We start from the raw sequence: 25,697 nt of genomic DNA on the forward strand, positions 1-25,697 counted from the left end.
ACAATAATGCCGCATGGCTGAATGACGCGCGCCCCAGTCCGTACGCTGACCAGTTGGTCCTGGGATTCCGTCATTTGCGATTTACGCGTTCCCTGGAGCGCGAATACCGCAGCTATTTCCTCGAAGAGAATTTCGATCTCAAGCGCATCGCCCTCAGCGTGGGTCTGCTGATCTGGGTGGCGTTTGCCGTGCTCGATTTCTACCTGATCAGCAGCGACGCCCGCTGGGGAATGCTCGCTGTACGGATCGGCGTGCTGGGGCTGCTGCTGGTGTGTGGCGTGCTCATGGTCCAGCGCCGCCACCGCCACCTGCTGGCGCCCCTGAGCCTGGTCTGCATCGGTGCCCTCGGCATAGGCGCCGGGGCGGTGGTGGCCATCGCCCATCGCAGTGACCCCTCGTTCCCCTATGAAGGGTTGTTGCTGGTGTGCATGGCGGCCTACTTCCTGGTGGGGCTGCGCCTGGTGGAAGCGCTGGGTGTTTCACTGGTGATACTGCTGGCCTATGTGGGCCTGGAACTCTGGGCCGGGCTGCCCTGGCCGCGCCTGGTCAGCAATCTGCTGTTCCTGTTGTTCGGCAATCTGGCCGGGGCCGTTGGCTGTTACCTGCTGGAGTTCAAGTCCCGCGAGCATTTCCTCATCAGCCACCTGATGCGCGTCCTGGCCGACCACGACAGCCTTACCGGCCTCTACAACCGACGCAGTTTCAATCGTCAGCTGGAACGGTTGTGGCGCCAGGCCCAGCGTGAGCAGCATGGCCTGGCGCTGCTGCTCTGCGACGTGGACCACTTCAAGGCCTACAACGACCGCTATGGCCACCAGGCTGGCGACCAGGCGCTCCAGCAAGTGGCCCGGGTGCTGGAGGAAACCGCCCGGCGTCCCCTCGATATGGCGGTTCGCCTGGGGGGCGAGGAATTTGCCGTGCTGCTCTATGGCATCAGCGAATCGGAAGCCCGTATGTGCGCCGAAAGACTGCGTGCCGCGCTGGAAAACCAGGCCATCAGCCACGAGGCTTCGCCCACCGCGCCGGTGCTGACCATGTCCATCGGCGTCGCCTGCGTGCATCCGCTACCGGGCATGCCGCTGGCCAAGCTCTATGAGTTGTATGAGCACGCGGATCGCGCCCTGTACGAGGGCAAGGCGTTCGGACGCAATCGGGTGGTGGCCTAGTTCGTCGCTCCAGATGGCGCACACCGTGACTGTCCGGCACGGAGGCCGGTGCTAGCATCGCGGCTTTTCCCGCCACGAGCTCTGCGCATGGATAAGCTGATCCAGCCCGACGGCCAGCCCCACTACGGCATCTTTCCCGCCGCGCCGGGCCACATCAATTACCGCGACTTCGATTTCCGCTCACCCATGGGGCGTCGCCTTGGCGCGCTGGCGAAATGGCGGCGCTTCCACCAGTTTCAGTACTTCGGCCTGCTCAGCGACGAACTGATCGGAGGCTGCGCCCTGGCCAACCTGAGCCTGGTGGGGGTGGGTTTCGTCTACCTCTTCCATCCCAGCAGCGGGCGCATGATCGAGCGCCAGTTCAAACTGCCTCTGGGATTTGGCACCAGGTTCTCCCAGACCCCGGATGACGGCGTCTGCGAACTGCGCCAGGGCGGCAATCTGCTGCGCCTCGAGAACCATGCCGCCACCCGGGAAAAGCGCCTGCTGGTGGAGCTGGACGACGGCACGCGCATCGATGCCTGCTTCAGCGAGCGGGAACCGGCCTTCCAGCCCATGTGCATCTGCACGCCGACGGCGGTGAACGGCTGGGTCTATGCGCAGAAGGTCGCGGGTGTCGCCTGCCGAGGTGAAGTGAGGAGCGAGCTGGGGAATTTCGACCTCGGCCAGATAGGCGCCTTCGCCCATCACGACTGGTCCGCTGGCTACATGCGGCCGGAAACCAACTGGAACTGGGCGTGTCTGTCCGGCCTCGCCGATGGGCGGCGGGTAGGCCTGAACCTGTCCTGTGGGGTGAACGAGACCAGCTTCACCGAGAACTGCTTCTGGCTGGACGGCGAATTGCTCAAGGTGGACAGCGTGCGCTTCGAGTTCGATCGCGATCGGCCGCTGCATACCTGGACCATCACGTCCCAGGACGGCCAGGTGGCGCTGACCTTCGAAGGCGAGGGCCTGCATCAGGAGCGTCTGAACCTTGGTGTCATCGCCAGCAATTTCAAACAGGTATTCGGACGGTTTTGCGGCGAATTGCGGCCGTTTGGGCGTCCTCCAGTCGTGATCGACGAGATGTGGGGCTTCGTCGAGGACCAGTATGTGAAGTGGTAAGACAGAGGGGGCTTGCTCGCGGCAATCGGCTATGATTAGCTGGCTAATAATTAGTATAAGAAGTCCGAGTCATTCCGATGTCTTACCCCGATCAACACCGTTTCGCGATGCAGCTCGCGCAGATGTCACGCGCGTGGCGTGCCGAACTTGACCGCCGCCTTGCCGGCATGGGCCTTTCCCAGGCTCGCTGGCTGGTGCTGCTGCACCTCTCCCGTTTCAGTGAACTGCCCACCCAGCGTGAGCTGGCCAAGAGTGTCGGTGTCGAAGGTCCGACCCTGGCGCGCCTGCTGGACAGTCTGGAAGCCCAGGGCCTGATCCAGCGCATGGCGGTGGCTGAGGATCGCCGGGCGAAGAAGATCTCCCTGTGCCCGCCGGCCCGTCCGCTGATCGAGAAGATCGAAGCCATTTCCAGTCAGTTGCGCCAGGAACTCTTCGCCGGCATTGACGACGAGGAGCTGCGCCACTGCCAACAGGTCCACGCGCGGATACTGGCGAACCTGGACCGGCTCTGATGGGGCAGGACCTGGAAGCGCTGCACGGGCGCTTCGGCGCCCGCTATCCGCAATGGCTGCTGGGCCTGTTGATGCTCGGCAGCATGGCGATGATCCTTGCCTCCACCAGCATCAACGTCGCATTGCCGGCGATCATGGCCGACTTCCACGTTGGACGGCCGCTGGCGCAATGGCTTTCCACCGGGTTCCTCGCGGCCATGACGGCCGGTCTGCTGCTGGCTGCATGGTGCCAGGCGCGACTGGGGGCGCGGCGTACCGTGCAGCTCGGTCTGGGTTTGTTCAGCCTGGCGTCGCTTCTGGCACTGGTGGCGAGCTCCGCCTGGCAATTGATCGCCCTGCGCATCCTCATGGGGGCCTGCGCCGGCATCATCCAGCCCCTGGCCATGGTGCTGATCTTCCGCGTCTACTCCGACGGCGGGCGAGGCATGGCCCTGGGCATCTATGGGCTGGGCATCATGGTGGCGCCGACCCTGGGGCCGACCGTAGGTGGCTTCCTGATCGACCATTTCGGCTGGGGAGCGGTGTTCTGGCTGCCGCTACCCTTGTGCCTGCTGGCACTGCTGGGCGCCCAGTGGCTGATGCCCAGCGACCGTAACCGCAGCACCCCCGGCGTCGACTTGCCGGCCTTCGCCATGCTGAGCATCGCGCTCTTCGCCGTGCTGGGCGCTCTGGCGGAGGCGCAGCGCTTCGGCTGGCTAGCCCCGAGCGCCTGGATACCGGGGCTGCTCGGCCTGGCCAGTGCTGCCGCGTTCCTGCGCCGCAGCCGGACCTCTGCGAGGCCCCTGTTACCGTTGCCGCTCTGGCGTCATGCGGCGTTCCGCAAGGCCAGCTGGGTCGCCCTGGTGCTGGGCCTGGGACTCTACGGTTCTACCTACCTGATCCCGCTGTACCTGCAAACAGTCGAAGGCTACAGCGCTGGCGAAGCGGGGCTCCTGCTACTGCCGGCTGGCGTGGTGCTGGGTCTGGCGTCGTTCCTGGGGGGCTGGGCCAGTGATCGGCTGTCGGCAGCGTCGATGCTGGTTGTCGGTCTGCTGGTCTTTGCCTTGTCCTCGGCGGCCCTGGGGATGGCGGGGACGGGCGCGTCATTCCTGGCGCTTTGTGGCTGGACCTGCGTCGGCCGCCTGGGGCTCGGCTTGCTGCTACCGGCGATGAGTACCGGAGCCCTGGACGTTCTCAACCCGGATGAGCTGGCCCTGGGAGCAGGCGCCATCACGTTCGTGCGCCAATTGGGTGGTGCCTTCGGGGTCAATCTGCTGACCTTCTTCCTCGAGTGGCGTCACGCCGCCGCCGGAGGTGACGCGGCGGCCGAATTCCTGGCCTTCGAGCAGAGTTTCTGGCTGGTTGCGCTACTCTTCCTGATGGCCGTTATTCCGGCCCGGGGCGTGCGTCCTGCAAGGACTTGAGCGTGCAAATCGCACGATGAAAAATTTGTCAAGTCCCTAGCGAAATCTTTCCTATAGTGGAGTAAGCTACACAGCAAGTTTGTGGCCAGCTGCCATTATGGCGGATGAGGGAGCAGGAAGCCCGCCATTACTGATCTGCAGTGGGATGGATAAGGAGTGACGTCCCACTATCATCGCGGTTTTTAGGTCAACGCATTTCGCGTCGTTTCAAGGGTGCCCGGACGTGGCATCAGAAGCGTGGAACGTGAGTGCGATTGACTGGGGAGGACATATGGCAAGGGTTCACAAGCTCCTTCTGACGCTTGCTTCCGGCTCTGCGCTTTATTCAGGCCTGGTACCGGCTTTGGGGCTGGGCGAGATTACCCTGCACTCCGCCCTGAACCAGCCGCTGGATGCCGAAATCGAACTCCTCGAGGTCGGTGACCTCAACGACAGCGAGATCAAGGTCAGCCTGGCCTCTGCCGACGCTTTCCAGCGTGCTGGCGTCGATCGCTACATCTTCCTCAACGACTTGCGTTTCAGCCCGGTGATCCGTGGCTCGTCCAGCCGCATTCGTGTGGTGTCCAGCAAGCCGGTCGTCGAGCCCTACCTGAATTTCATTGTTGAAGTGGCGCGCCCCAACGGCCGCCTGTTGCGTGAATACACGCTGCTTCTGGATCCCCCGGGGTCCGCCGCCTATGCCGCCAGCGCCGCGCCGGTCAGCTCGATGCCAGCGCTTCCCGTGGCAGCCCGGCCCCAGGCGCCTGTGTCGCCCAAGGCCGCGCCGGCAGCCACCCAAGGCAAGCGTTACCAGGTCGTTCGCGGCGACAGTCTCTGGGCTATCGCCAAGCGGCTCAGTGCCGGCAGTGGCATGACTCAGAAGCAGATGGCGGATGGCATCCACGCACTCAATACCCAGGCTTTCCCCGGCGGCGACATCAATCGCCTGCACGTCGGCCAGTCGTTGCTTCTGCCGGATGACGCCGTCCTGGCCAGCGCCCCGGCGCCGGTTGCGGAGACCGTTGAAGCCGTGGCTCCTGTCGCAGCACCCGTCGAGTCTCCAGTCGCTGCCACTCCCGCGGGCCCGTCCCTGGCTGAGCTGAACCAGGTGCAGCAGAGCGTGGACAGCCGCCTCGCCCAGAGCGAAGCCGAGCGCGCCCAGCTACGCCAGGACATCGCCGCCCTGGAAGCCCAACTGGAAACCATGCAGGAGCAGTTGAAGGGCAGCGACCAGCAGATGGCTGCGCTGCAGGCCCAGGTTCAGCAGGCGGCCACCGCACCTGTCAGCGAGCCTGAGAAGACCCAGCCTGCACCTGTGGTCGTTCCGGCGGTCCAGGCTGCCGAGCGGGTGGCACCGGTGACGGAAGGCAATTCCGGCATCAGCCCCGTGTGGTGGGTGGTCATGGTGTCCGGCCTGTTCCTGCTGTTCCTGCTGGATTGGGTGCTACTGCGCCGCTCCCGTCGCGAGGCCCAGCAACAGGAGCTGGAAGAGGCTCAAACCACCGGCAAGGCCAAGGTCTCCTTGCATCGCCACCACGACGTTCAACCGCAAGCCCCGGCAATGCCCGCGCCGGCTCCAGTGGCCGTCAAGGTTGCCGTACCGCTGCAACTGGTTACGACGCCGAGCGCCAAGGCCAGCCCCGACGCCCTGGAAGGCGCCAACATCTACATCGCCTATGGTCGTTGGCGTGAGGCCGAGGCTGTGCTGACCCCGGCGGTTGCCAAGGAACCCCAGCGCGTCGATCTGCGCTTCCGCCTGCTGGAGGTGTTGGGCGAATTGCGTGATCCGGTGGCATTCACCTTGGAAGCGGCCGCACTGCGCGACCTTCATGCCGACGAAGCGCGTCTGGCCGCCATCTGCGCCCGCTTTGTCGACGTCGGTTCGGCGCAGGCCCTGGCCGAGCCCGAGTTCGTTCTGGACGACGTTGCCCCGGCGTTGGTCGAAGCGAGCGAACAGCCCCAGGACAGCCTGGCTGCGGATTTCGATGGCTACCCGCTCGATGCCAACTGGGATCAGGTCAGCCCCTTCAAGATTGCCGAGCCCAAGCGCAAGGCTGCTGCGGCCCAGGCACTCCCGACCGTGGAAGAGGACCTGGCGTTCCCCACCAACCTCCAGGAACTGCCGGAAGTCTTCGAGCTGACCCTGGATGCCGACATGCTGAGCCCGTTCGGCGAACTGCCCGAACTGTCCCAGGCCGAGGCCCTTGATGAACTGACCGACGAGTTCGCAGACCCCATGGTCAGCCTGGAAGAGCTGGACAAGCTGGATGCCCGCCAGGAGAACATCATCAAGCTCAACCTGGCTCTGGCCTACATCGAGCAGGGCAATATCGAGGCGGCCTGCAGCATCCTCAACGAGGTGATCAGCGAAGGCGACGACGAGCAGAAGCAGGAAGCTCGGGATCTGCTGGCGAAGATCGCCTGAAGCCTCTCAGCCTGAATGAAAAAGCCCGGACCTGGTCCGGGCTTTTTGTTTTCGAGTGAAGCCTTGGTGCTCTATATGGCCTCCTACAACGGCCGCGACGGTGCTGACTGCACCAGGCCCGGCAGCCGCTTGGTCGCCAGCACCAGCCAGCAGGCAAGGATGAAGGGCGCGGTCATGGCCGGCAGGCCGACCAGTGCAAAGCAGGGTTGCAGTGTCACGCCCAGCAGGATGCCGGCCAGCACCCACCAGGGGCGGCGGAAATCCTTGCCCAGGGCGAGGGCGATCAGCGCGCCATTCAGGCTGAACAGGCCCTCCAGCACCGCCTGTTCAGGCATGCCCTGGAGCATGGCGAGGACCAGGGCGGTGACCGAGCCCAGCAGCGCCCAGAGCGCCACCCGCCAACCCGCGAGGAAGAGGGCGCCCAGCACCAGGATGCCGGCCAGGGGTTGGTCGAGGAAGATCACTTGGCCGATACCCCGCACGACCGCCAACGGCGTCTCGACCCAGCTGGGCTGCAGGCTAACGGCAGCGGCGGCGGACGGCGTCAGCTCCAGCGGACCACCCAGGGCCAGCAGCAGCCAGCCCAGGCCGACGAAGGGCGAGGTGTAGGCCGGCAGCCAATTGCGTTGGCGCACCGCCTTGAGCAGCGGGTTCAGCAGCAGACTCGACAGGCCGCCTGCGCAGAGGATCAGCAGCGCGAGATAGAGCGACGGTTCGAAGCGCACGCTGAGCAGCAGGCCCAGGAGTGCCCCGTTGTAGCCATAGAGGCCGGCTTCGATGTCTTCGCGGGCGTAGTGCCGGCGCACCGCCGTAAGCCAGGCGGCGGCACCGCCGAGCAGGGCTCCGCCCAGGAGGCTGGGGGCGCCCACGGCGATGGCGAGCAGGATCAGGGCACCGCACCCGGGGTGGCGCTGGAGGAAGATCTGGCTGAAACCGTTCAACTGGGCGGAGGCCCAGCTGCGGACTTCGGGTCGTAGAGGCAGTCGATGCATGGCTGTTTGAAAAAAAGAGGCGCCCCGGTGAAAGGGCGCCGACTAACTGGCAGTGGCCAGATGGGATGCTCAAGTCCGTCCGGACTGGCCGGTGCGGGGAGCGCGGGTTCTCTTCGGACCCCGGCGCTCCGGGTCATTCACATCAAATCAGGGTTTCGATCCGCAGGCTGTTGGTACTGCCCGGCTGGCCGAAAGGCACGCCGGCGGTAATTACCACGGTATCGCCACGTTTCGCCATGCCCTGGGCCTGGGCGATCTCCAGCGCAGTGCTGGTGACCTCCTCGACCTTGTGCAGGCGTTCATTGACGACCGAATAGATGCCCCAGGCCACAGTCAGACGACGCGCGGTGTTGAGGTTCGGCGTGAGGCTGAGGATCGGCGCCTTGGGCCGCTCGCGGGAGGCGCGCAGGCTGGAGCTGCCCGACTCGGTGTAGTTCACCAGCGCGACTACCGGCAGGATGCTGCTGATGCGGCGGATGGCGCAGCTGATGGCGTCCGAGGCGGTGGCTTCGGCCTGCGGTCGGCTGACGTCGAGCTGGCTCTGGAAGTCCGGGCCGTTCTCCACCTGGCGGATGATCTTGCTCATCATCTGCACGGTTTCCAGCGGGTAGTCGCCGGAGGCGGTTTCGGCGGACAGCATGACTGCATCGGTGCCCTCGGCCACGGCGTTGGCGACGTCGGTCACCTCGGCACGGGTCGGCGCCGGGGAGAAGCGCATGGATTCCAGCATCTGGGTGGCTACCACCACCGGCCGGCCCAGCTGGCGGCAGGTGCGGATGATGTCCTTCTGGATACGCGGCACGTTCTCGGCCGGTACTTCGACGCCCAGGTCACCACGGGCGACCATGATGGCGTCGCAGAGGCGGGCGATCTCTTCCAGGTGCACGACGGCCGACGGTTTCTCGATCTTGGCCATGAGGAAGGCGCGGCCTTTGATCAGCTCACGGGCTTCGACGATGTCTTCAGGGCGCTGTACGAAGGACAGGGCCACCCAGTCAACGCCCAGCTCCAGACCGAAGTCCAGGTCGCGGCGGTCCTTGGCGGTCAACGGGGAGAGCTGCAGCACCGCTTCCGGCACGTTGACGCCCTTGCGGTCGGACAGCTCGCCGCCGGCAATCACTTGAGTCTCTACCGCGTCGGCGTGCTTGGCGGTTACCTGCAGGCGCAGGCGGCCGTCGTCCAGCAGCAGGTTCATGCCTGGCTCCAGCGCCTCGATGATCTCGGGATGGGGCAGGTTGACCCGGCGTGCGTCGCCCGGCGTGCTGTCCAGGTCCAGACGGAAGGCCTGGCCGCGTTCGAGGTTGACCTTGCCATCGGCGAAGCGGCCTACGCGGAGCTTCGGGCCCTGCAGGTCCATGAGGATGCCGATGGGGTAGTTCAGCTGGCGCTCTACCTCACGCACCCACTGGTAGCGCTGGGCGTGGTCGGCGTGCTCGCCGTGGCTGAAGTTCAGGCGGAAAAGGTTGACGCCGGCCTCCACCAGCTGGCGGATGTCGTCGATGCCTTTGATTGCCGGACCGAGGGTGGCGAGGATTTTTACTTTCTTGTCAGGCGTCATTTTTCAGGGCTCTCGAGGATCAGGATGGCGCGGAAGTCGTTCACGTTGGTGCGGGTAGGTTCGGTGACGATAAGGTCGCCGAGGGCGGCGAAATACCCGTAGCCGTTGTTGTTGTCCAGTTCATCGCTGGCGGAAAGGCCGAGCTTGGCGGCGCGGGCAAAACTGCAGGGGGTCATGATGGCGCCGGCGTTGTCTTCCGAACCGTCGATGCCGTCAGTGTCGCCGGCCAGGGCGTAGACGCCCGGCAGGCCCTTCAGGGTGTTGGTCAGGCTCAGCAGGAACTCGGCGTTGCGCCCGCCGCGGCCATCTCCGCGCACGGTCACGGTGGTCTCGCCGCCGGAGATGACCACGCAGGGCGGCTTGATCGGCTGGCCATGCAGCACCACCTGGCGGGCGATACCGGCGTGGACCTTCGCCACCTCGCGGGATTCGCCTTCCAGGTCGCCGAGGATCAGCGGGGTCAGCCCGGCGGCGCGCACTTTCTCGGCGGCGGCGTCGAGGGACTGCTGGGGCGTGGCGATCAGCTGGAAGTGGCTACGCGACAGGCAGGGATCACCGGGCTTCACGGTTTCCGAGCGCGGGTCCTGCAGCCAGGCGCGCACATGGGCCGGCACCTCGATCTTGTAGCGGGCGAGGATGGCCAGGGCTTCGGCAGAGGTGGTCGGGTCGGCCACGGTGGGGCCGGAGGCGATCACGGTGGCCTCGTCACCGGGCACGTCGGAAATGGCGTAGGTGTAAACGGTGGCCGGCCAGCAGGCCTTGGCCAGGCGGCCGCCCTTGATCGCCGAGAGGTGCTTGCGCACGCAATTCATCTCGGAGATGGAGGCGCCGGACTTCAGCAGGGCCTTGTTGATCGCCTGCTTGTCCTTGAGGGTGAGGCCTTCGGCGGGCAGGGCCAGCAGGGAGGAGCCGCCGCCGGAGAGCAGGAAGATCACCCGGTCGGATTCCGACAGCCCGCTGACCAGCCTGAGCACGCGCTGAGCGGTTTCCAGGCCGGCGGCATCCGGTACCGGATGGGCGGCTTCCACCACTTCGATTTTCTTGCAGTCGGCGCCGTGGCCGTAGCGGGTCACCACCAGGCCGGAAATCTCGCCCTGCCATTCGCGCTCGATCACTTCGGCCATGGCCGCGGCGGCCTTGCCGGCGCCGATGACGATGACGCGGCCGGAACGGTCGGCGGGGAGGTGGTCGGCCAGCACCTGGCGTGGGTGGGCGGCGGCGATTGCGGTGGCGAACAGGTCGCGCAGGAAGGCTTTGGGATCGAGGGACATGGCAGGCTCCAGGTGGCCGGATGCTTCTTGTAGGACGGCATGCCGGCGAGTGGAGTCGCCGGGCGTGTCTGGCCGATTTCAGTCCCGAACCGCCGCGCGCAGCGGCTCGGGACTGGAATCGACCTTCCTGGTCGTTGGCGCCGTGTCACCGCGGGCCAGGAGGGTCGAAAGGGGCCCACCGGCAAGGTCGGGCTTTGGTAGGTGGGTGCCGAGCCTGCGAGGCTCAACGATCGGAGCTGCCGGCTCGATGTTGGGCTTCGCTTCGCTCAGCACCCACATACGGGGTATTTCAGCTCAACCTTGCAGTGGGTAACGCATCACTCCTCGCGAATCGAGAAGTTGGCCATGTGCTCCAGACCCTTGATCAGGGCGGAGTGGTCCCAATTGCTGCCACCCAGGGCCGCGCAGGTGCTGAACACTTGCTGGGCGTTGGCGGTGTTCGGCAGGTTCAGGCCCAGTTCGCGGGCGCCGGACAGTGCCAGGTTCAGGTCCTTCTGGTGCAGGCTGATGCGGAAGCCCGGATCGAAGGTGCCCTTGATCATACGCTCGCCGTGAACTTCGAGGATCTTGGAGCCGGCGAAACCACCCATCAGGGCCTCGCGTACCTTGGCCGGGTCTGCGCCGTTCTTGGCGGCGAACAGCAGGGCTTCGGCAACGGCCTGGATGTTCAGGGCAACGATGATCTGGTTGGCGACCTTGGCGGTCTGGCCGTCACCGTTGGCACCCACGCGGGTGATGTTCTTGCCCATGGCCTGGAACAGCGGCAGGGCGCGTTCGAAGGCGTTCGGGCAGCCACCGACCATGATGCTCAGGGTCGCGGCCTTGGCGCCTACTTCACCGCCGGAAACCGGGGCGTCCAGGTAGGCGGCGCCAGTGGCCTTGATCTTCTCGGCGAAGGCCTTGGTGGCGGTGGGGGAGATGGAGCTCATGTCGATCACGACTTTGCCGGCGCCAACGCCTTCGGCCACGCCGTCCTTGCGGAACAGGACGTCCTCGACCTGGGGGGTGTCCGGAACCATGACGATGATGAACTCGGCTTCCTGGGCCACTTCTTTCGGGTTGGCCAGAGCAACGCCGTTGTTGCCCAGAAGGTCGGCCGGAGCCTTGTCGAAGTGCTCGGAGAAGAACAGGGTGTGGCCGGCGTTCTGCAGGTTCTGAGCCATGGGCTTGCCCATGATGCCGGTGCCGATGAATCCGATTTTTGCCATGAGAGAGTCTCCTGGTGTCGCGATGTCTGTTGTGGAACCGAACTTCGTAGGATGGGTGGAGCCTGCGATACCCATCATCGGGGCCAGGCCTGGCACGACGGGTATCGCTTCGCTCCACCCATCCTACGAACAGCAAACGGTCAAACTGCGTTATGGGTTTTCAGCCAGCCCAGGCCGGCAACGGTAGTGGTAGCCGGCTTGTATTCACAGCCGACCCAGCCCTGGTAGCCAATGCGGTCCAGGTGCTGGAAGAGGAAGCGGTAGTTGATCTCACCGGTGCCCGGCTCGTTGCGGCCCGGGTTGTCGGCGAGCTGCACATGGTTGATCGCGGCCAGGTTGGACTCGACGGTACGCGCCAGGTCACCTTCCATGATTTGCATGTGGTAGATGTCGTACTGCAGGAACAGGTTGGCGCTGCCCACTTTCTCGCGGATGGCCAGGGCCTGCTTGGTGTTGTTCAGGTAGAAGCCGGGGATGTCGCGGGTGTTGATGGCTTCCATCACCAGCTTGATGCCGGCGGCCTCGAGCTTCTCGGCGGCGAATTTGAGGTTCTCGACGAAGGTCTGCTCGACGGTGGCGCAGTCGTAACCCTGCGGGCGGATACCGGCCAGGCAGTTGATCTGGGTGTTGCCCAGTACCTTGGCGTAGGCGATGGCCTTGTCCACGCCGGCGCGGAATTCTTCCACGCGATCGGGATGGCAGGCGATGCCACGCTCACCCTTGCCCCAGTCACCGGCCGGCAGGTTGAACAGCACCTGTTCCAGCTTGTTGGCGTCCAGGCGGGCGCGGATTTCCTCTACCGGGAAGTCGTAGGGGAAGAGGTATTCGACACCGCTGAAGCCGGCTTCGGCGGCAGCGGCGAAACGGTCCAGGAAGTCCACTTCGGTGAACAGCATGGACAGGTTGGCGGCAAAACGGGGCATGAGTGTCTCCTTCTGGTTCCCCTCTCCCGCGAACGGGAGGGGGAGGTGAAAGCCCCTCTCCCACCACGAATAGGAGAGGGGAAGACGGCAATCAATCCAGCAGCGAGATGGCGGTCGGAGCGTCGGCGCCGCTCTGGGCCAGTTCCTCGAACTCGTTGATGGCGTTGATCTCGGTACCCATGGAGATGTTGGTGACACGCTCCAGGATGACCTCGACCACGACCGGTACGCGGAACTCTTCCATCAGCTGCTTGGCCTTGGCGAAGGCGGCCTGCAGGTCGTTGGCGTCGTGCACGCGGATCGCCTTGCAGCCCAGGCCCTCGACCACCGCGACGTGATCCACGCCATAGCCGTTGAGTTCCGGTGCGTTGACGTTCTCGAAGGACAGCTGCACGCAGTAGTCGATCTCGAAGCCGCGCTGCGCCTGGCGGATCAGGCCCAGGTAGGAGTTGTTCACCAGCACGTGGATGTAGGGCAGGTTGAACTGCGCACCCACGGCCAGCTCTTCGATCATGAACTGGAAGTCATAGTCGCCGGACAGGGCCACGACCGGACGGGTCGGGTCGGCCTTGACCACGCCCAGGGCTGCCGGAACGGTCCAGCCCAGCGGGCCCGCCTGGCCACAGTTGATCCAGTGGCGCGGCTTGTACACGTGCAGGAACTGGGCGCCGGCGATCTGGGACAGACCGATGGTGCTGACGTAGCAGGTGTCCTTGCCGAAGAACTCGTTCATCTCTTCGTACACGCGCTGCGGCTTGACCGGCACGTTGTCGAAGTGGGTCTTGCGCTGCAGGGTGCGCTTGCGCTCGCGGCAGGATTCAACCCAGGCGCTGCGGTCCTTCAGCTTGCCGGCGGCCTTCCACTCGCGGGCGACTTCCAGGAAGGCGTCGAGTGCGGAGCCGGCGTCGGAAACGATGCCCAGGTCCGGGGTGAACACACGGCCGATCTGGGTCGGTTCGATGTCCACGTGGATGAAGCGGCGACCCTGGGTGTAGACGTCGACGGAACCGGTGTGGCGGTTGGCCCAGCGGTTGCCGATGCCGAATACCAGGTCGGATTCCAGCAGGGTGGCGTTGCCGTAGCGGTGCGAGGTCTGCAGACCGCACATGCCGGCCATCAGCGGGTGGTCATCAGGAATGGTGCCCCAGCCCATCAGGGTCGGGATGACCGGTACGCCGGTGATTTCAGCGAATTCAACCAGCTTGGCGGACGCGTCGGCGTTGATGATGCCGCCACCGGCGACCAGCAGCGGGCGCTCGGCGTCGTTCAGCATGGCCAGGGCCTTCTCGGCCTGGATGCGGCTGGCGGACGGCTTCTGTACCGTCAGCGGCTGGTAGGCGTCGATATCGAATTCGATCTCGGCCATCTGCACGTCGAACGGCAGGTCGATCAGCACCGGGCCGGGGCGGCCGCTGCGCATTTCGTAGAAAGCCTTCTGGAAGGCGTAGGGCACCTGGCCCGGTTCCAGAACGGTGGTCGCCCACTTGGTGACCGGCTTGACGATGCTGGTGATGTCGACGGCCTGGAAGTCTTCCTTGTGCAGGCGTGCACGCGGGGCCTGGCCGGTGATGCAGAGGATCGGGATGGAGTCGGCGGATGCCGAGTACAGACCGGTGACCATGTCGGTGCCGGCGGGGCCGGAGGTGCCGATGCAGACGCCGATGTTGCCCGGGTTGGTGCGGGTGTAGCCCTCAGCCATGTGCGAGGCGCCTTCGACGTGACGGGCCAGTACATGGTCAACGCCGCCGATCTTGTTCAGGGCCGCGTACAGCGGGTTGATGGCAGCGCCGGGGATGCCGAACGCGGTGTCGATGCCTTCGCGGCGCATCACCAGGACGGCAGCCTCAATTGCTCTCATTTTGGCCATGTTTTGTGCCTCTTTCTTGTGAAAATTGTATACAAGCTACGTGGCTGGATTCTATTCATCAGCTGACTGGGGGGTCAAGGCCATTTGTGAGGTGAAACGTCGCAGGGCGGCGCCTCTTTTAAAACGCCCGTTTCACGGGGCTCTACAAGGGCTTTCAAAACGCTGATGGAAATACTGTATACAAAAAATAATGTGATTGTATCTATCTGTTGATTTTTTTGTGTTCGGTGGGATAGTGGTCTACAGCTTTCGGATGCGCCGCAGGACGGGCTGGAAAATGCCCGCGTGGACCCAGGGACGCGCCAGCCCTGGCCCGGACGACGCCGCACAAGGTTCAACCACTCACGAGGAACGCTTGAAAATGACCACCCTGACCCTGGAAACCGCTGTGAGCATTTCCAATCACGCACTGTCCGTTGGACGGGAGCTGCGCACTGCGCCGCTGACCATCGCCGTGCTGGATGCCGGCGGGCACCTGATCACCCTGCAGCGCCAGGACGGCGCCAGCATGCTGCGTCCGCAGATCGCTATCGGTAAGGCCTGGGGCGCAGTGGCCCTGGGCAAGGGGTCGCGCCTGATCGCCGCCGACGCCCAGCAGCGCCCGGCCTTTATCGGCGCGGTGAACAATCTGGCGGACGGCAACCTGGTTCCCGCCCCCGGTGGGGTGCTGATCCGTGATGGTCAGGGCCAGGTGATCGGCGCCATTGGCATCAGTGGCGATACGTCGGATATCGATGAGCAGTGCGCCGTGAGCGCAGTGGAAGCCGTTGGCCTGAAGGCGGACGCCGGCGCGGCTTGATATCAGGCGGGGGCTGCTGCGCAGCCCTCAGCGAATGAATTCGCCCCCACAGGGTAGGTGCCGGCCGGCGCCTATCTTGTGGGGGCGAAATGCTTTTGGGGTGAATGCGTTTTGTAGGGTCAGGCCTGAGCCTTCTCCTCGACCTCACAACCCTTGATCACCAGGCGAATGATGGTTTCCGCCGCGGCGTCGTAGTCGGCGTCGCTCAGGTTGGCCTTGCCGGTAACGGTGGAGATCTGCCAGTCGAAGTCAGCGTAGGTCTGGGTTGCGGCCCAGATGCTGAACAGCAGATGGTGCGGGTCGACCTTGGCCATCAGTCCCTGGTCGATCCAGTGCTGGATGCACTCGATGTTGTGCTTGGCCTGCAGGTTCAGCTGCTCGGTCTGCTCCGGGGAGAGGTGCGGAGCACCGTGCATGATCTCGCTGGCGAACACCTTGGAGGCGTAGGGCAGGTCGCGGGAGATGCGGATCTTGGAGCGGATGTAGGCCGTGAGCACCTCAAAGGGGTGGCCGCCCTGGTTGAACGGCGAGGATGCCTGCAGCAACGGCTCGACGATGCTCTCGAGGACCTCGCGGTAGAGGTTCTCTTTTGACTTGAAGTAGTAGTAGACGTTGGGCTTGGGCAGGCCAGCCTTGGCTGCGATGTCGCTCGTCTTGGTGGCGGCGAACCCTTTATCGGCGAATTCCTCGCTGGCCGCGCGCAGGATCAGGTCTCTGTTGCGCTCGCGAATGCTGCTCACATCGGCTCCTTCTTTGGCTCGTCGGGGCGCCAGGAAGGCCGGCCGGCGAGAGGTCGGGCATGTTATCACCCGCTTTGTAGCGCTCTCAAGCGAGCCACTGGATGAATTTCCTGTATACAAAATGTTTTGATTCTGTTTCCATTCGGCATCCGTCCATGTCACTGGAGCCCTGTCCAGTGCGTGCTGCGGCAGACTTCACCCATGCAAGACAACCACTTGCTCGACCCCTTCGGGCGTCGAATTTCCTATCTGCGTCTCTCGGTCACTGACCGCTGCGACTTCCGTTGCACCTATTGCATGAGCGAGGACATGGTCTTCGCTCCCCGGGCGCAGATTCTCAGCCTCGAAGAACTCTATGCCGTCGCCGACGCCTTCATTGGTCTGGGCGTGAAACGCATCCGCATCACCGGTGGCGAACCGCTGGTGCGCAAGGGGCTGACCTCGCTGCTGGCTCGCCTGGGTGCCCGCGAGGAACTGGAAGACCTGGCCATCACCAGCAATGGCTCCCAGCTCGGGCACATGGCTGCCGACCTGCGCCGGGCCGGAGTCACGCGCCTGAATATCAGCCTCGATTCCCTGCAGCGCGACCGCTTCGCCGCGTTCACCCGTCGCGATCGCCTGGACCAGGTGCTGGCCGGGATTAAGGCTGCGCGCGAAGCCGGCTTCCGTCGTATCAAGCTGAACACCGTGGTGCAGAAAGGGCGCAACGACGACGAGGTCCAGGACCTGGTGGCCTTTGCGGTGGAGCGGGGGCTGGACATCAGCTTCATCGAGGAGATGCCGCTCGGCAGCATCTCCAGCCACGAGCGCAAGGTCACCCTGTGCACATCGGAAGAAGTGCGCGAGCGCGTCGAGCAGCGCTTCCCTTTGCTGCCCAGCAGCTACCGCACCGGCGGGCCGTCGCGCTATTTCCAGGTAATCGGCAGCGAGACCCAGGTCGGTTTCATCTCACCCCACAGCCGCAACTTCTGCGGCGACTGCAACCGCGTGCGCGTGACGGCCGAAGGCAAGCTGGTGCTCTGTCTCGGTCATGAAGGTGCGCTGGACCTCAAGGCGCTGATCCGCCGTCATCCCGGCGATGGCCAGAGGCTGCGTTCGGCATTGATCGATGCCCTCAGGCTCAAGCCCGAGCGGCACTTCTTCGACTCGGACCAGCAGGTGCAAGTCGTGCGCTTCATGAGCATGACCGGCGGCTGATCGCCCTCGCATTCCGAATTCCAAGCAGTACATACGCTTATGCGTAGGGTGCGCCGTGCGCACCGACAACTTCCTGTCCGCCTACCGGTGCGCGAGGCGCACCCAACAAGGAGCCCTGTATGGCCAAGACACTCTTGATCAAGAACGCCGACCTGCTGGTGACCATGGACGGCCAGCGCCGGGAAATCCGGCAGGGCGGGATGTTCATCGAGGACAACCGCATCGTCCAGGTGGGGCCGAGCAGTGAACTGCCGCAGTCCGCCGACGAGGTGCTGGACATGACCGGCAAGGTGGTCATTCCCGGCCTGGTCAACACCCACCACCACATGTACCAGAGCCTCACCCGCGTAGTGCCTGCAGCTCAGGACGGCGAGCTGTTCAACTGGCTGACCAACCTCTACCCGATCTGGGCGCGACTGACCCCGGAGATGATCGAGGTCTCCACCCAGACCGCCATGGCCGAGCTGATCCTCTCCGGCTGTACCACTTCCAGCGACCACCTCTACATCTACCCCAACGGCTGCAAGCTGGACGACAGCATCCATGCCGCCAAGGAGATCGGCATGCGCTTCCACGCCGCGCGCGGCAGCATGAGCGTCGGTCGCAGCCAGGGTGGCCTGCCGCCGGATTCGGTGGTGGAGAAGGAGGCCGACATCCTCAAGGAGTCCCAGCGCCTGATCGAGGACTACCACGACGCCTCCCATGGCTCGATGCTGCGGGTGGTGGTGGCGCCGTGCTCGCCGTTCTCGGTGAGCCGTGACCTGATGCGCGAAGCCGCCGTGCTGGCGCGCCACTACGGCGTGTCGCTGCACACTCACCTGGCGGAGAACGTCAACGACATCGCCTACAGCCGCGAGAAGTTCGGCATGACGCCGGCCGAGTACGCCGAGGACCTGGGCTGGGTCGGCCACGACGTCTGGCACGCCCACTGCGTGCAGCTGGACGAGCACGGCATCGAGCTGTTCGCCCGTACCGGCACCGGCGTTGCCCACTGCCCCTGCTCGAACATGCGCCTGGCCTCTGGTATTGCACCGGTACGGCGGATGCGTGATGCCGGCGTGCCCGTGGGGCTGGGGGTGGATGGTTCCGCCTCCAACGACGGCGCGACCATGATCGGCGAGGTGCGCCAGGCACTGCTGCTCCAGCGTGTGGGCTTCGGTCCTGACGCCATGACCGCTCGCGAGGCCCTGGAAATCGCCACCCTGGGCGGTGCCAAGGTGCTCAACCGCAACGATATCGGCGCCCTCGCGCCGGGTATGGTGGCGGACTTCGTCGCCTTCGACCTCAATCACATCGCCTATGCCGGCGCCCTGCACGATCCGCTTGCGGCGCTGGTCTTCTGCACCCCGACCCATGTCTCCACCAGCGTGATCAACGGCAAGGTGGTGGTCCGCGACGGCCAACTGGTCACCGTGGACCTGCCCCGTGTGCTGGAGCGCCACAACCGCCTGGCGCGGCAACTGGTGTTGGGCGAGTAACACCCTCAGGAGCGAGCTTGTTCGCGAAAATTGGCGCACGCCCGTTCGCGAGCACGCTCGCGCCTGCCTGTCAGTACCCCCGGAAAACAAGGAGAAGGTAATGAAGCCTCAGGTTTTAGGCTGGCTGGCTGCCGGCTTGTTGTGCGCGAACGGCGCCTCGGCGCAGACCTATGTGATCGGAGTGGAGAAGCAGAATTTCCAGCCCCACTACTGGGTCAGTGACCAGGGCGAATACCAGGGGTTCGCCCGTGATCTGCTGGACTTGTTCGCCCGTAGTGCCGGCCTGGATTTCCAATACCAGCCGCTGCCGGTCAATCAGCTGACCCAGCATCTGCTCAATGGCAGTGTCGACTTCAAATACCCGGATAACCCCAATTGGGCGGGGGATCTGAAGGGCGGCAAGGGCATCGCCTACAGCCTGCCGGTGGTGCAGTACGTCGACGGGGTGCTGGTAGCGCCCAAGCGCCAGGGCAAGGGTGTCGAGCAGTTGCAGCGGCTGGCGGTGGTGGACGGCTGGACGCCCTGGTCCTACCAGGGCCGCATCGATGCCGGCGAGACCCAGGTGGTGCGCAGCGCCGACCTTGGCCAGATGATCAAGCAAGCGATGAAACAGCAGGCCGATGGCGCCTACTACAACGTGGTGGTTGCCACCTACTACCTCGACAACATCCGTGCGCGCCCAGGCGCCCTGGTGTTCGACCCGAAGCTGCCGCACACGCGGGGCACCTTCAACCTGTCCAGCCTGAGATACCCCGAGTTGATCCAGCGCTTCGACCGGTTCCTCACCGAGCACCGGCAAGAGGTGGATGCGCTCAAGGCGCGCTACCAGGTGGAAGCCAACCTGGACTCCGAATACCTCGGGATGGAGCAGTGGAAGATCGACTTCCTCAAGCGCCAGAAAGAGAAGGGCACCCCTTGATCGGCATCGCGCCAGAACGCCCGTGGCAGGCACGTCGGGCTTGAATCGAGGAGTCTCCGCTCGGCGGTTTGTACACAATTCTGAAAGAAAGTGTTGTTTGCGTTGTTCACAGCGTGTATATAATTTGGAAAATCCTGACCGCCAGATCAGCTTTTTCTGATGACGTAACTGCATGGGGTGTTCATCGCCACCCTGTAAGCCCACGACCGACAAAAACAATAGGCAGGCTTTACCCATGAGTTCATCCGACAAATCCGGGGTTCGCTCCGTCCCCCGATACGACCTTGAAGACCCTCCCGTGTCGAGGCGTTCCCGCTTCTCGGTTCTCCATCTGTTGCTCGCCGGCACCAGCACGCCCGGGGTAATCGCCGGTGTGCTGTTCGGGCTGCCGGGCCTCGTACTCGCGTGCGTACAAGCAGAAGAAATCAAACCCTGGGCCTTGATGAATGAGGTCCTGCAGAACTCCCTGGATGCAGCCGAACAGCGCAACGCTGAAGACAGCCCGTCCGGTATCGCCCGCCACTCCAGCCTCGGCCTGACCGGCTGACGCCTGGCGCGCGCAACCCCCTCCAGCTCCGAACCCCTCTGCAGCCTGCCCTGATTCCAGGGCGGGTTTCGGGTGGGTGCGGCGCGGAAAAACCTGAAAGCCAACTACAACAAGGGAACAACCATGAATGCCAAGTATCTGCCGCACTGCCTCGCCCTCTCGACTGGATTGCTCGGGGGCGGCCAGGCCATCGCCGGTGACCTGCTGTTCTGGCAGAACAACAGCCTGACCTACCTCTATGGCCAGGACTACAAGGTCAATCCGGAGATCCAGCAGACCGTGACCTTCGAGCACGCCGACGGCTGGAAGTACGGCGATAACTTCTTCTTCCTCGACAAGATTTTCTACAACGGTGACAAGGACGCCATGGTCGGCGACAACACCTACTACGGCGAATTCCAGCCGCGCCTTTCCCTGGGCAAGATCTTCGATCAGAAGATCCAGTTCGGCCCGGTGACCGACGTGCTGCTGGCCATGACCTACGAGTTCGGTGAAGGCGACGTCGAGTCGTACTTGATCGGTCCGGGCTTCGACCTCGCCATCCCCGGCTTCGATTACTTCCAGGTCAACTTCTACAACCGCCAGACCGACGGCAGCCGTCCCGGCGACGACGTGTGGCAGATCACTCCGGTGTGGAGCTACACCATCCCGGTGGGCAACTCCGACATCCTGATCGACGGCTTCATGGACTGGGTGGTGGACAACGACGAGAACGATCGCGGCACCTACCACGCCAACCTGCACTTCAATCCGCAGGTGAAGTACGACCTGGGCAAGGCCATGGGTTGGGGCGAGAAGCAGCTCTACGTCGGTGTCGAGTACGACTACTGGAAGGACAAGTACGGCATCGACAGCGAGAGCTTCCTGGGCGACGAAATCCTGGGTGGCACCGACCAGAACACCGCCAGCCTGCTGGTCAAGGTGCACTTCTGATCCCATCGGGAAAAAGACCGGGGGAGGGCGCGGTGCGCCTTTCCCTCGGTTAGAAGGGGAGATGGAACATGTCGCGGGCTCTTGTAGGAGCGAATTCATTCGCGAAGCAGGCCGAAGGCCTGCCCTTCATGCGCGGGCGATCGCGAGTGAATTCGCTCCTGCAGATAGCGGTCCGAGCGGAATCAGAAGGTGAATTCCAGGTTCACCGTCGGCGTCGAGGTACGGCTGCCCCGGCCGCCGTCCACGCCGAACTTGTTGTGCCAGTACTCGTAGCCAACGCCGAGCCAGAGGTTCGGCTTGCGCTTGGCGCCGGGCAGAGTGGCGAACATGAGGGACGTGCGCATCAGGGTTTCCGGGGCGGTGTCCTTGTCGAAGTAGTCCTCGCCTTTCTCGCCGACGTAATTGACGAAGCCTTGGAACTTGGCGTCGTGGTCAGCCAGCTGGAACGGCTTGAGCCACGTCAGGTTGACCATGTAGGTGGCGTCGAAGGTGTGGTCGGGGTGCTTGGCGCCGGGGATGCCCGAATGGTTTTTCTCCCGGTAGTACATCAGGCTCAGGTCCAGCACGGCGGCACCGTTGAGCTTCAGGGTCGGGCCGAATACCAGGGCGCGTTTCTTGGCCGAAGCGCGGTTGTTGTTGCGGTTGGCGTCGAAGCCGAAGGTGAAGGCGTAGTCCTTCACGAGGCCGGTGCCCAGGGGTTGGTCGAACACCCGCGAAGCGAAGAGCTGGTGGCGGTAGACCGCATAGACTTCGCTGCCGCCATGGTCCGTTCCCTTGCGCGGGTCACGGCTGTCGGAGAGGAACACATCCAGGTTGAAGAAGTTGCTGCCGTACCGGTAGCCGTCGGCGTGGGTGAAGTTGTAGATGCGCTTGGAAAACTTGTCCGGGTTGTTCGGGTTGGTGAATTGCTGGCCGTAGCGGAAGCCGACGCTGTTGCTCGTCCACTCGAAGAACTTGCCGTCTTCGGCGGCAAAGCCGGTCGGGCTGGTGGAGAGCAGGGCGGCGCCGAGCGCCAGGGCGGGATAGCGAAGCATTCAATGACTCCTTCTTGTTGTTGTACTGCCGAAATCGTGGGTGAACGCCTCCTGAGCGGCCTTGCGCAGATGCGGGCCGGTACCAGGAAAGTGCTTAAAAGAGCCCGTCGGGTAGACGGGCTGTGGAGTTCCCGCCGCGCCTCATGGGCACGGCAGGATGGGAGCAAATAGGGTTAGTGGGCGGCGCAGTGCTGGCTGCGGTCCTTCTCGCCCAGGATGTTGAACAGCAGGTTCAGGGTGAGGGCACTCACGGTGGCCATGGCGATGCCGCTGTGGGTGATCGGTTCCATCCAGTGGGGCAGCTGAGCGAAGAACTCGGGGCGTACCACCGGGGCCATGCCCATGCCGATGCTCACGGCAACCAGCAACTGGTTGCGTCGATCGGCGATGTCCGCTTCATGGAGGATCTTGATGCCGGTGGCGGTCACCATGCCGAACATGGCGATACCTGCGCCGCCGAGTACCGCCGGCGGGATCGAGGCCACCAGGAAGGCCGCCTTGGGCAGCAGGCTGAGCACGATGAGGAAGGACCCTGCGGCTACGGTCACGTAGCGGCTGCGCACGCCGGTCATCTGCACCAGACCGATGTTCTGGGCGAAGGACGAGTGCGTGAAGGTGTTGAAGAAGCCCGCCAGGAAGGAAGCGCCAGCGTCGCACAGCAGGCCTCGGCGCAGGGCGTTGGGGCAGACGTCGCGGCCGGTGAGCTTGCCCAGGGCGAGGAACATGCCGGTGGACTCGACGAAGATGATCACCACCACCAGGCACATCGAAAGCACCGACGCCAATTCGAACTTGGGCATGCCGAAATGCAGGGGTTCCACGATCTGGAACCACGGCGTCTGCTCCAGTCCTTCCAGGTCCACCATGCCGCAGGCGCCGGCCAGCGCATAGCCCAGGGCCATGCCGATCAGCACCGAGACGTTGACCCAGAAACCCTTGAGGAAGCGGTTCACCAGCAGGATCACGCCCAGGACCAATGCGGCGATGGACAGGTATTCCAGGGCACCGAACTGAACCGCCTTGCTACCGCCGCCGGCCCAGTTCACCGCGACGGGGAACAGGGTGAGTCCGATGGACGTGATGACCGTGCCGGTCACCAGCGGCGGGAAGAAGCGCACGATGCGCGACATGAAGGGGGCGAGCAGCAGGCCGAAGAAGCCGGCGGCGATGGTGGCGCCGAAGATGCCCTGGATACCCACGCCCGGCATCCCCGCCATCACCACCATGCTGCCCACGGCGGCGAAGCTGGCGCCCATCATCACCGGCATGCGGATGCCCATCGGGCCGATCCCCAGGGACTGCACGATGGTGGCGATGCCGGCAACCAGCAGGTCGGCATTGATCAGGAAGGCGATTTCTTCACGGGAAAGACCGGCGGCCTGGCCGACGATCAGGGGGACGGCAACGGCGCCGCCGTACATCAGGAGAACATGCTGGAAACCAACGAGCAGCAGTTGCATCAGGGGCAGGCGCTGGTCAGCAGGCGAAAGGGCGGTATCCCGCTCTGTCGGAGTGGTCATGCAACACCTCTGGCGATTTTGTTCTTGTAAGTCGCTTGGCCAGGCCGCGCTTCGTGGGGGCGGCCTGCCGGGTAGTCATGTTGCTGGCCGGGTGCGGACACCCGGCCGGGTACTACGGTACTGCGAGGAATAAAAAAAGCCCGCCTGGGGGCAGGCTTAAGAGCGGGCGTTGCTTGGGGTCACCGCCCGCCGTGGTCGTGCGCGAGAAGCTGGAGCGACGCTACGCCCCAGTCTCTCGCCGATGCTCAGTTGGTCTTCGCACCCTGGGCGATCCAGCGACCGATCAGATCACGCTCTTCCTGGGTCATCTGGGTGATGTTGCCCAGCGGCATGATCTGGCTGGCGACAGCCTGGGCCTGGATCTTCGGAGCGAGCATCTGGATCTGCTGCGGGGTGTCGAACATCACGCCGCCCGGCGCCGCGGTGAACATCGGGCTGGTGGGCTTGGCGGAATGGCAGACGGCGCAGCGCTCCTTGATGACGCTGTGGACCTTCTCGAAGCTATCGCCGGCAGCGCTGGCCTGGGCCGGTGCGGCTGCAGCCGGTTGCGACGGGGCAGCGGCCTGTTCGGCAGCCTGGGGCTTGCTCTCGGTGGCAGCCGGAGCGGCCTGTTCCTGGTGGGCGGGTTCCACGGCCAGGCTGGGTTCGGCGGCCTTGTAGTTCGGCGCGGTGACGAAGGCCAGGCAGATCATGCCCAGGGCGCCGGCCGGCAGGGTCCAGGCGAACTTGTTGCTGTCGTGGCGGGTGTTGAAGTAGTGGCGCACCAGCACTGCAATCACCGCGATCCCCGCCAGGATCAGCCAGTTGTACTGGCTGCCGTAGGTGCTCGGGAAGTGGTTGCTGATCATGATGAACAGCACCGGCAGGGTGAAGTAGTTGTTGTGGCGCGAACGCAGCAGGCCCTTGGCCGGCAGTACCGGATCGGGGGTGCGGTTCTCTTCGATCGCCTTAACCAGGGCACGTTGGGCCGGCATGATGATGCGGAACACGTTGCCGACCATGATGGTGCCGATCAGCGCGCCGACGTGGATGTAGGAACCACGGCCGCTGAAGACATGGGTGAAGCCCCAGGCAGCGCCAACAACCAGCACGAACAGCACGAGGCCGAGCAGGGCAGGGGTCTTGCCCAGCGGCGAGTCGCAGAGGAAGTCATAGATGAACCAGCCTGCGACCAGCGAGCCGATGCCGATGGCGACGGCTGCAGCCGGGGCGATGTCCACGCCGGGTGCGATCAGGTACAGGGTCGGGTTCAGGTAGAACACCACGGTCAGCAGGGCGACGCCCGACATCCAGGTGAAATAGGCTTCCCATTTGAACCAGTGCAGGTTCTCCGGCATTTTCGGCGGAGCGAGCTTGTATTTCTCCAGGTGGTAGATACCGCCACCGTGGATGGCCCAGAGATCACCCGAAAGACCGTCGCGCGGGTTCGCACGGTTAAGGTTGTTCTCCAGCCAGACGAAGTAGAACGATGCGCCGATCCAGGCGATGCCGGTGATCATGTGAACCCAGCGAATGCTCAGGTTCAGCCATTCGGTCAAATGTGCTTCCACAGTTTGTTACCTCTTTCCCGCTGACCGGCACGCCGATCATTGGGCTTCTCTTATTAGTGGTGGGGGTCGAGGAGGAGCTGCTCGTCCTCGGTGAAGTAATGCTCGTCGCAGTTGTTGCCAGAACCACTGCGATCAACCACCAGGAAGTCATCCCGCTTTTCGATCGTCAGCACCGGGTGGTGCCAAACGCCGCGATGGTAATTAACGCCCTGCCTGCCATTGGAAATGAAGGCACGGACCAAGCCCGGTACAGGTACATCGCCAAGTGGCGCGACCACGACCAGAAAGGGGTTGCCGAGCAGCGGAATGAAGGCCTGGCTGCCCAGCGGATGTCGTTCAAGCATGCGGATGCGCAAGGGCATCTCAAGGGATTCGGCGCTGAAGATGCTGATGATCGCCTTGTCGTCGGGCTGGGCGGTCTCGACCGTCGCCAGCTTGTGATAACGGCGGGTGGAGCCGTTGTTGATCATGAAGTACTCGCTGCCGTCGGTTTCGATCACATCTCCGAAGGGGGCGAAGGCTTCTTTGGTCAGGGGCTCGATCTTCAGGGTTCGCATGGCTGTTCTACTGGT

Annotated in this window: 22 protein-coding genes; 11 read left to right on the forward strand and 11 right to left on the reverse strand. The window is 64.2% G+C overall.

Features of this window, described 5'->3' with window-relative positions:
- Positions 1-17 precede the first annotated feature (17 nt).
- The 5 genes from TQ98_RS08245 to TQ98_RS08265 all read left to right on the forward strand — a co-directional run bounded on the left by TQ98_RS08245 (position 18) and on the right by TQ98_RS08265 (position 6,589).
- Positions 18-1,166 carry a GGDEF domain-containing protein gene (locus TQ98_RS08245; RefSeq protein ID WP_044875452.1) on the forward strand — a complete coding sequence of 383 codons (1,149 nt, stop codon included), beginning with the start codon at positions 18-20 and terminating at the stop codon, positions 1,164-1,166.
- Between the two features lie 87 nt (positions 1,167-1,253).
- Positions 1,254-2,270: a DUF2804 domain-containing protein gene (locus tag TQ98_RS08250; RefSeq protein ID WP_044874867.1), complete on the forward strand. Its 1,017-nt coding sequence runs from the start codon at positions 1,254-1,256 to the stop codon at positions 2,268-2,270.
- Positions 2,271-2,347: 77 nt separating this feature from the next.
- On the forward strand, positions 2,348-2,782 hold the full coding sequence (locus TQ98_RS08255; protein WP_044874868.1) for a MarR family transcriptional regulator: 435 nt from the start codon (positions 2,348-2,350) through the stop codon (positions 2,780-2,782).
- Positions 2,782-4,185: a DHA2 family efflux MFS transporter permease subunit gene (locus TQ98_RS08260; protein WP_044874869.1), complete on the forward strand. Its 1,404-nt coding sequence runs from the start codon at positions 2,782-2,784 to the stop codon at positions 4,183-4,185. Before TQ98_RS08255 ends, TQ98_RS08260 begins: the two co-directional genes overlap by 1 nt.
- A 271-nt stretch (positions 4,186-4,456) precedes the next feature.
- Positions 4,457-6,589, forward strand: a complete 2,133-nt coding sequence (locus TQ98_RS08265) for a FimV/HubP family polar landmark protein (RefSeq protein ID WP_052659253.1) — start codon at positions 4,457-4,459, stop codon at positions 6,587-6,589.
- A gap of 83 nt (positions 6,590-6,672) precedes the next feature.
- On the opposite strand, the gene TQ98_RS08270 is transcribed toward TQ98_RS08265, so the two are convergent.
- The 6 genes from TQ98_RS08270 to gcl all read right to left on the reverse strand — a co-directional run bounded on the left by TQ98_RS08270 (position 6,673) and on the right by gcl (position 14,408).
- Positions 6,673-7,581, reverse strand: coding sequence for an urea transporter (locus TQ98_RS08270; RefSeq protein WP_103102911.1), 909 nt, complete (start codon positions 7,579-7,581; stop codon positions 6,673-6,675).
- A gap of 142 nt (positions 7,582-7,723) precedes the next feature.
- The gene (pyk, locus tag TQ98_RS08275; RefSeq protein ID WP_044874870.1) at positions 7,724-9,139 is read right to left on the reverse strand and encodes a pyruvate kinase; all 1,416 of its coding nucleotides are present in this window, start codon (positions 9,137-9,139) and stop codon (positions 7,724-7,726) included.
- Positions 9,136-10,410, reverse strand: coding sequence for a glycerate kinase (locus TQ98_RS08280; protein WP_103102912.1), 1,275 nt, complete (start codon positions 10,408-10,410; stop codon positions 9,136-9,138). Before TQ98_RS08280 ends, pyk begins: the two co-directional genes overlap by 4 nt.
- Positions 10,411-10,727: 317 nt before the next feature.
- The gene (locus TQ98_RS08290) at positions 10,728-11,618 is read right to left on the reverse strand and encodes a 2-hydroxy-3-oxopropionate reductase (protein ID WP_044874874.1); all 891 of its coding nucleotides are present in this window, start codon (positions 11,616-11,618) and stop codon (positions 10,728-10,730) included.
- 140 nt (positions 11,619-11,758) lie between these two features.
- Entirely contained in the window at positions 11,759-12,541 is a 783-nt protein-coding gene (hyi, locus tag TQ98_RS08295) for a hydroxypyruvate isomerase (protein ID WP_044874875.1), read from the reverse strand.
- Between the two features lie 91 nt (positions 12,542-12,632).
- The gene (gene gcl / locus TQ98_RS08300; protein ID WP_044874876.1) at positions 12,633-14,408 is read right to left on the reverse strand and encodes a glyoxylate carboligase; all 1,776 of its coding nucleotides are present in this window, start codon (positions 14,406-14,408) and stop codon (positions 12,633-12,635) included.
- Between the two features lie 361 nt (positions 14,409-14,769).
- Between gcl and TQ98_RS08305 the strand changes: the two genes are divergently transcribed.
- On the forward strand, positions 14,770-15,207 hold the full coding sequence (locus TQ98_RS08305; protein WP_044874877.1) for a heme-binding protein: 438 nt from the start codon (positions 14,770-14,772) through the stop codon (positions 15,205-15,207).
- 119 nt (positions 15,208-15,326) lie between these two features.
- Here TQ98_RS08305 and TQ98_RS08310 read toward each other — a convergent pair whose 3' ends face one another.
- Complete coding sequence (locus tag TQ98_RS08310) at positions 15,327-15,947, reverse strand: TetR/AcrR family transcriptional regulator (RefSeq protein ID WP_044874878.1); 621 nt, start codon at positions 15,945-15,947, stop codon at positions 15,327-15,329.
- 201 nt (positions 15,948-16,148) lie between these two features.
- Between TQ98_RS08310 and moaA the strand changes: the two genes are divergently transcribed.
- From moaA to TQ98_RS08335, 5 genes are all read left to right on the forward strand, one after another.
- Complete coding sequence (moaA, locus tag TQ98_RS08315) at positions 16,149-17,144, forward strand: GTP 3',8-cyclase MoaA (RefSeq protein WP_044874879.1); 996 nt, start codon at positions 16,149-16,151, stop codon at positions 17,142-17,144.
- 119 nt (positions 17,145-17,263) lie between these two features.
- A complete protein-coding gene (locus TQ98_RS08320; RefSeq protein WP_103102913.1) occupies positions 17,264-18,622 on the forward strand; it encodes an 8-oxoguanine deaminase in 1,359 nt (452 codons plus the stop codon).
- A 100-nt stretch (positions 18,623-18,722) separates the two neighbouring features.
- The gene (locus TQ98_RS08325) at positions 18,723-19,541 is read left to right on the forward strand and encodes a transporter substrate-binding domain-containing protein (RefSeq protein ID WP_044874882.1); all 819 of its coding nucleotides are present in this window, start codon (positions 18,723-18,725) and stop codon (positions 19,539-19,541) included.
- A 298-nt stretch (positions 19,542-19,839) separates the two neighbouring features.
- Entirely contained in the window at positions 19,840-20,088 is a 249-nt protein-coding gene (locus TQ98_RS08330) for a hypothetical protein (RefSeq protein ID WP_044874883.1), read from the forward strand.
- A 123-nt stretch (positions 20,089-20,211) separates the two neighbouring features.
- Positions 20,212-21,021 (forward strand): outer membrane protein OmpK, encoded by an 810-nt coding sequence (locus tag TQ98_RS08335; protein ID WP_044874884.1) that lies wholly within the window; start codon positions 20,212-20,214, stop codon positions 21,019-21,021.
- Positions 21,022-21,203: 182 nt separating this feature from the next.
- Here the strand turns inward: TQ98_RS08335 and TQ98_RS08340 are convergent, their stop codons facing one another.
- The 4 genes from TQ98_RS08340 to TQ98_RS08355 form a co-directional block, all read right to left on the reverse strand.
- A complete protein-coding gene (locus TQ98_RS08340; RefSeq protein WP_103102914.1) occupies positions 21,204-22,055 on the reverse strand; it encodes a nucleoside-binding protein in 852 nt (283 codons plus the stop codon).
- 173 nt (positions 22,056-22,228) lie between these two features.
- Positions 22,229-23,575: a nucleobase:cation symporter-2 family protein gene (locus tag TQ98_RS08345; protein ID WP_044874885.1), complete on the reverse strand. Its 1,347-nt coding sequence runs from the start codon at positions 23,573-23,575 to the stop codon at positions 22,229-22,231.
- Positions 23,576-23,820: 245 nt separating this feature from the next.
- Positions 23,821-25,125, reverse strand: a complete 1,305-nt coding sequence (locus TQ98_RS08350; protein WP_044874886.1) for a urate hydroxylase PuuD — start codon at positions 25,123-25,125, stop codon at positions 23,821-23,823.
- Between the two features lie 53 nt (positions 25,126-25,178).
- Positions 25,179-25,682 (reverse strand): ureidoglycolate lyase, encoded by a 504-nt coding sequence (locus TQ98_RS08355; protein WP_044874887.1) that lies wholly within the window; start codon positions 25,680-25,682, stop codon positions 25,179-25,181.
- Between the last annotated feature and the right edge of the window lie 15 nt (positions 25,683-25,697).

This window comes from Pseudomonas sp. LFM046 (genome assembly GCF_000949385.2).
GTDB lineage: Bacteria > Pseudomonadota > Gammaproteobacteria > Pseudomonadales > Pseudomonadaceae > Metapseudomonas.